Annotated in this window: 8 protein-coding genes; 4 read left to right on the forward strand and 4 right to left on the reverse strand. The window is 70.5% G+C overall.

Features of this window, described 5'->3' with window-relative positions; genetic code table 11:
* The first annotated feature begins 66 nt into the window (after positions 1-66).
* A complete protein-coding gene (gene ndk, locus IBL25_RS11310; RefSeq protein ID WP_187778646.1) occupies positions 67-486 on the forward strand; it encodes a nucleoside-diphosphate kinase in 420 nt (139 codons plus the stop codon).
* A gap of 100 nt (positions 487-586) precedes the next feature.
* On the opposite strand, the gene IBL25_RS11315 is transcribed toward ndk, so the two are convergent.
* Positions 587-745: a preprotein translocase subunit SecE gene (locus tag IBL25_RS11315; protein ID WP_187778647.1), complete on the reverse strand. Its 159-nt coding sequence runs from the start codon at positions 743-745 to the stop codon at positions 587-589.
* A gap of 125 nt (positions 746-870) precedes the next feature.
* Here IBL25_RS11315 and IBL25_RS11320 point away from each other — a divergent pair, with 125 nt between their 5' ends.
* Positions 871-1359 (forward strand): GFA family protein, encoded by a 489-nt coding sequence (locus IBL25_RS11320; RefSeq protein ID WP_187778648.1) that lies wholly within the window; start codon positions 871-873, stop codon positions 1357-1359.
* Positions 1360-1436: 77 nt separating this feature from the next.
* On the forward strand, positions 1437-2846 hold the full coding sequence (locus tag IBL25_RS11325; protein WP_238940362.1) for a GDSL-type esterase/lipase family protein: 1410 nt from the start codon (positions 1437-1439) through the stop codon (positions 2844-2846).
* A 15-nt stretch (positions 2847-2861) separates the two neighbouring features.
* Here the strand turns inward: IBL25_RS11325 and IBL25_RS11330 are convergent, their stop codons facing one another.
* The 3 genes from IBL25_RS11330 to purM form a co-directional block, all read right to left on the reverse strand.
* Positions 2862-3809: an SPFH domain-containing protein gene (locus IBL25_RS11330; protein WP_187778649.1), complete on the reverse strand. Its 948-nt coding sequence runs from the start codon at positions 3807-3809 to the stop codon at positions 2862-2864.
* An 85-nt stretch (positions 3810-3894) separates the two neighbouring features.
* Positions 3895-4554 carry a phosphoribosylglycinamide formyltransferase gene (gene purN, locus IBL25_RS11335; RefSeq protein WP_187778650.1) on the reverse strand — a complete coding sequence of 220 codons (660 nt, stop codon included), beginning with the start codon at positions 4552-4554 and terminating at the stop codon, positions 3895-3897.
* Positions 4551-5621, reverse strand: a complete 1071-nt coding sequence (gene purM, locus IBL25_RS11340; RefSeq protein ID WP_187778651.1) for a phosphoribosylformylglycinamidine cyclo-ligase — start codon at positions 5619-5621, stop codon at positions 4551-4553. The genes purN and purM overlap by 4 nt, the downstream gene beginning before the upstream one ends.
* Positions 5622-5687: 66 nt before the next feature.
* Here purM and IBL25_RS11345 point away from each other — a divergent pair.
* Positions 5688-6396 (forward strand): hypothetical protein (locus IBL25_RS11345; protein ID WP_187778652.1); only part of this gene is annotated, 709 nt, incomplete at its 3' end.

Below are 6396 nucleotides of genomic sequence, written 5' to 3' on the forward strand. Positions count from 1 at the left end.
CGGCCACCCCGCTTATCCGGCGCGCTGATATCCGCCTTTCGTTCCCCCAGCTAAGGATGCCTTTCCATGGCCGAGCGTACCCTCTCCATCATCAAGCCTGACGCGACCCGCCGGAACCTGACCGGCAAGATCAACGCCAAGTTCGAGGAGCAGGGCCTGCGCATCGTGGCGCAGAAGCGCATCCAGCTCTCCCAGGCCCAGGCCGGCGCCTTCTATGCCGAGCACAAGGCCCGCCCCTTCTACAACGACCTGGTTTCCTTCATGACCTCGGGCCCCGTTGTCGTGCAGGTGCTGGAAGGCGAGAACGCCATCGCCCGCAACCGCGAGATCATGGGCGCCACCAACCCGGCGAACGCCGCCGAGGGCACCATCCGCAAGGAATTCGCCGAGAGCATCGAGGCGAACTCCGTGCACGGCTCCGATGGCCCCGAGGCCGCGGCGCGCGAGATCTCCTTCTTCTTCTCCGGCATCGAGCTGGTGGGCTGAAGTAAGCCGCGGGCGCCCTCGGGCGCCCGCGCATGAAAAAGGGCGGCCCCGGAAGGGAGCCGCCCTTTTTCATGCGCGGTCCGTGAAGGCCGCGCGGGCCTCAGCCCCAGCAGCCGTAGAGCATCACCAGCAACAAGACCACGGCCACGATGCCCCAGGTGGTCGCCTTGGTGAAGACGGACCAGCCATGGGCGCGCTCGCCCGCGATATCCTCCGCCTTGACTTCCACGAAGTCGATGTCGTGCTTCACCTCGGCCATGGACGTCCCCTTGTTGCGCCAGCGTCCCGCGAGGTTTAGCAGCGCCGCGCGCCGGGGCAAGAGGGGAACGGGGGCCCTGGCCGGGCGTTAAGCAGGGCATCCACCCCGCCGGAGGCCCCTCGCCCATGCCCCTGACCCTCGAAGGTTCCTGCCGCTGCGGCGCCATCCGCTTCACGGTGCAAAGCCATACGCCGGTGCCCTACCAGCGCTGCTACTGCTCCATCTGCCGCAAGACGGCCGGGGGCGGCGGCTATGCCATCAACATCATGGGCGATGCCGAGACCCTGCAGGTGCATGGCGAGACCGCCACCTACCGCGCCAAGCTCCAGTCCGATGACGGCAGTTGCGAGACCAGCAGCGGCCGCCGCCACTTCTGCCCGAGATGCGCCAGCGCGCTGTGGATGGCGGACCCGAGCTGGCCGGACCTGGTGCATCCCTTCGCCTCGGCCATCGACACGCCGCTGCCGGTGGCGGAGGAGAAGGTCCACCTGATGCTGCGCTACAAGGCGCCCTGGGTGGAGCCGCAGGTCGGGCCGCGCGATGCCTGCTTCGAGGAATACCCGGAGGAATCGATCGAGGACTGGCACAGGAAGCGTGGCCTCTGGGTGGAATGAGCCGCCCCGGTTGCTTTTGCCCGGCGATGCAAGAAGACTTCCCTCAGTGGCCGCACGAGCCGCATGAGGACAACGCCATGAACCGCAGAACCTTCGCCATGGGTGGCACGGGCATGCTGCTGGCCGCCAGCGCCGGCCCGGCCGGGGCCACGGGCCCGGATACCTCCGCCCCAAATACCTTCGCCCCGGATACCTTCGCCCAGGTGACCGCCCCCACCACGCCTGGCGCCGCCGCGCCGCGCTGGGCCACCAGTTGGGCCACATCGGTGCAGGGGCCTTATCCCACCGGCAATCCCTCGGCCCAGCCGGACCAGCGCTTCGCCTTCCCCGAACCGGCCGAGGGCGCGCGGGACCAGACGCTGCGGCTGGTGCTGCGGCCGACCGTCTGGGGGCCGCAGGCGCGGCTGCGCTTTTCCAATGCCTTCGGCACCCGGCCACTGGCGCTGGATGGCGTGCATGCCGGGCTGCAACTGGGCGGCGCCTCGCTGGTGCCGGGCAGCAACCGCCTGGTGCGCTTCGGCGGGCGGGAGGGCGTGACCATCCCGCCTGGCGGGCAGGCCTGGTCGGACCCGGTGGACCTGCCCTTCGCCGCCAATCCGGCCGCGCCGCTGCTGGCCGGGCGCAAGCTGGCGGTCTCCTTCCATGTGGTGGGTGCCAGCGGGCCGATGACCTGGCACGCCAAGGCGCTGCAGACCTCCTATGCCACCGCGCCCGGCGCCGGGGCCCGTGGCGCGGAGGAGGGCGAGCAGTCCTTTCCCTTCTCCACCGCCTCCTGGTTCTTCCTGGATGCGGTGGACATGATGGCGCCGGCCGGCACGCCGGTGATCGTCGGCTTCGGCGATTCCATCACCGATGGCACAGCCTCGACCATGAATGGCGACGACCGCTGGCCTGATGTGCTGTGGCGCCGCCTGCTGGCCCATGCCGGGCGGCCGGTGGCGGTGGTGAATGCGGGCATCGGCGGCAACCAGATGGCGGGGCCGGCGAATTACGGCCCCTCCTCCCCCTTCCCCGGCGGCCCTTCGGCGCTGATGCGGCTGGAGCGGGACGTGATCTCGCTCTCCGGCGTCACGGCCGTGATCTGGCTGGAAGGCATCAACGACTTCAGCCGCAATGGCAATGCCACGCTGGAAGCGGTGCGGAGCGGCATGCAGCAGGGGGTGAAGCGGCTGCGGGAGGGCATTCCCGGCGTGCGGGTGATCGGCGCCACCGTCACCAGCGCGCTCGGCAGCAGCAGCGCCGCCCATGGCCATGCCGAGCAGGACGAGAAGCGGCGTGCCCTGAATGACTTCATCCGCGATTCCGGCACGTTCGACGGCGTGGCGGATTTCGATGCCGCCGTGCTGGATGAGGCCAGCGGCGGGCTGCGGGCGGAAATGGTGCCGGAATCCACCACTGGCGGGCCGGGCGACAAGCTGCACCCCAACCGTGCCGGCTATCTGGCCATGGCTAACAGCATCGACCTGCGGATGCTGCTGGGGCGGTGAAAAGCGCGGCGGGCGCTAGGGCATGGCGCCGGTATTGATCACCGGCGTGGCGTCCTTATCGCCCACCAGCACCACCAGCAGGTTGGCCACCATGGCGGTCCGCCGCTCCGGCTCCAGGGAGAGACCCTTGCGCTCCAGGGCAGAAAGGGCGTCCTCCACCATGTCCACCGCGCCCGCCACGATCTTGCGCCGGGCGGCCAGCACCGCCTCGGCCTGCTGGCGCCGCAGCATGGCGCCCGCGATCTCGGGCGCATAGGCCAGGTGGGTGATCCGCGCTTCCTCGATGCGGATGCCGGCGCGGCGCACGCGGTCCTGCAGCTCCCGCACCAGGCCTTGCACCACCTCATCGCCGCCATCCAGCAGCGTGGCGCGCGACTTCGGCACGGGGAGCGGCGCTCCTTCAGCGCTGTTCTGCGCGATGGCCACTTCCTCGGCGTCATAGGCGTGGCTGCCGGCGATGCGGCGCAGCGCGGCATCGCTCTGCACCCGCACGAAGCTTTCGTAGTCGTCGATCTCCAGCAGCGCCGCCGCGGCATCCGCCACCGACCAGACCACGGCGGCGCCGATCTCGATCGGGTTGCCCGCCGCGTCATTGACCTTCAGCGCCGCGATCTCGTGCGTGCGCAGGCGGCGGGAGACCTTGGAGCGCGTATAGAGCGGATTGGTGAGGCGCAGCCCCGTGGCGTTGTCGCTGCCGCCATAGGAGCCGAAGAGCAGGAAGACGGCGCTTTCATTCGGCGCCAGCACGTAAAGCCCACGCAGCAGGATGGCGCTGAGCAGCAGCGGCGCGAAGCCCAGGGCGGCGCGCCCGCGCTCTTCCGCCGCGACGCCGCTGGCGATCAGCGCCACGCCGATGGCCGCCAGCACCAGGATGGCCAGCAGCGCGGCATAGCCATTGACCGCCAGGCCCTGGCGCTCCGCCACCGCGGCATGCCGTTGCTTGAGGGTATCCGGTTCATTCATGGCGCGGGTTCCTTCTGGTGCATGGCACCCGAGATCATCGCCGCAGCCCGGAATTCCGCAACCGCCGACAGGGGGCCGGCAGCCTTCAGCCCGGGTTGCGCAGCACCGTGGCACTGGGCGCGGCGGGGGCCTCGATCACCGCCCGTCCCTCCTCCACCCGCACCCGCCCGGCGGCGACCAGCGCCAGGGCGGCGGGGTAGAGGATATGCTCCTGTTCCAGCACCCGGGCGCCGAGCGTCTCCTCGGTGTCATCGGGCAGCACGGGCACGGCGGCCTGGGCGATGATGGGGCCTTCATCCACGCCCGGCGTCACCAGATGCACCGTGCAGCCATGCAGCCGCACCCCGGCGGCCAGGGCACGGGCATGGGTATCCACGCCGGGGAAGGACGGCAGCAGGGAGGGATGGATATTCACCATCCGCCCGGACCAGCGGTTGACGAAATCCTCCGTCAGCACCCGCATGAAGCCGGCCAGCGCGATCAGCTCCACGCCATGCTCGGCCATGACGACTTCCATCGCCACCTCGAAGCCGGCGCGGTCGCGGCCGAAGGGGCGGCTATCCACCACGGCGGTGGGGATGCCGGCATCATGCGCCCGCGCCAGCCCGGCGGCGGCGGGCTTGTTGGAGAGCACCAGCACGATCTCGGCCGGGAAGGCAGGGTCGGCGGCGGCGCTGAGCAGCGCCGCCATGTTGCTGCCCCGGCCGGAGATCAGGATGGCGGTGCGGCGGCGCGCCCCGCTCACGCCGCCGGCCAGCGGGGGGTGAGGTTCTCCATCCGCACCTCGGGCTCGGCGCCCGGGGTGCCGGCGGCGATCTGGCCGATGCGGCTGACCTGCTCGCCCTCGCCAGCCAGCAGGGCAATGGCGGTTTCCACGTCATCGGGGGCGACCACGAGGATCATGCCGATGCCGCAGTTGAAGACGCGCAGCATTTCTTCGGGTGCCACATTGCCGTGCTGGGCCAGCCAGGCGAAGACGGGGGCGGGCTCCCAGGCGCTGGCATCCACCACGCCCACCGTGCCCTGGGGCAGCACGCGCGGCAGGTTGCCGACGATGCCGCCGCCCGTGATATGCGCCGCAGCCTTCAGGATGCGCGCCTTGTGCAGCGCCAGCACGGACTTCACGTAGATCCGCGTGGGTTCCAGCAGCGCATGGCCGATGGTGGTGCCGGCGGCGAAGGGCGCGGGGGACTGCACCCCCTGCCCGCTGGCCTCCAGGATGCGCCGCACCAGCGAGAAGCCGTTGGAATGCACGCCGGAGGAAGCGAGGCCCAGCAGCACGTCGCCGGCGCGCACATCGGGGCGGGGCAGCAGCTGGTCGCGCTCGGCGGCACCCACCGAGAAGCCGGCGAGGTCGTAATCGTCCTTGGCATACATGCCGGGCATCTCGGCCGTCTCGCCGCCCACCAGGGCGGAGCCGGCCTGGCGGCAGCCCTCGGCGATGCCGGCGATCACGGCCCGCGCCTGGGCCAGCTCCAGCTTGCCGGTGGCGAAATAGTCCAGGAAGAACAGCGGCTCGGCGCCCTGCACCACCAGATCGTTGACGCACATGGCAACCAGGTCGATGCCCACGGCGTCATGATAACCGGCATCAATGGCCAGCCTCAGCTTGGTGCCGACGCCATCGGTGGAGGAGACGAGCACGGGGTCGGCATAGCCCGCCGCCTTCAGGTCGAAGAGCGCGCCGAAGCCGCCGAGGCCGCCCATCACGCCAGGGCGGTGGGTGGCCTTGGCCAGCGGCTTGATGGCATCCACAAGGGCATCGCCGGTTTCGATGTCCACGCCGGCGTCACGGTAGGTCAGACTGGTCATGAAGGGGCCCGATAAGCTATGCGCAAAGACCCAGGGGTCGATGGCCCGGGCTTCCAAGGGGGCGGAATGCAACATTTTCGGCGGCTGGCCGCAACTGCTGTCATCACGGGCCTGCTCGGCATGCCGCTTCTGGCAGGCGCGCAGGAGGCTGGCAGCGGCTTCACCCAGCGCGGCGTGACGGTGGAAACCACGGCGGAGAACGCCGTTGTCGCCCGTAGCAAGGCGCTGGCCGCCGCGCAGCGCCAGGCCTATGAAAAAATGGCGAGCGAGCTGGGCTTCAGCCGCAGCGCCTCCGATTCCCAGATCGAGTCGATGGTGGACAGCATCATCGTGGAGCAGGAGCGCGCCACCCGCACCGGCTACAACGGCCGGCTGACGGTGAACTTCAACCCGCGCAAGGTTTCCAACTTCGCCGGCATCAGCAGCGGCGGCAGCGGCAGCGGCAGCAGTGCCACGGCCGAGGCCGGCGGCGGTGCGCCTCCTTCCTCCTCCTATGTCGCGCCGCCGGTGGTGCCCACCAACCAGGCCTTCAACCCGGCCGCCGCCTTTGTGGAGACGGTGGCGCATTTCAACAGCATGCCGGAATGGCTGGACCTGCGCCGCCGCCTGCTGGGCAGCCCGGAGGTCAGCTCGGTCGATATCGTCGCCATCGCGGTGGATGGCGCCCGGCTGCGCCTGGGGCTGCGGATGCAGCCGGCCGAGGCGGCGCAGGGCCTCGCCAGCCGCGGCATCCTGTTGCAGCAGGCCGGCGGCATTCCGCCCGCCGGCCGGCCGG

The organism is Pseudoroseomonas ludipueritiae (assembly GCF_014490445.1).
Taxonomy (GTDB): Bacteria; Pseudomonadota; Alphaproteobacteria; order Acetobacterales; family Acetobacteraceae; genus Pseudoroseomonas; species Pseudoroseomonas ludipueritiae.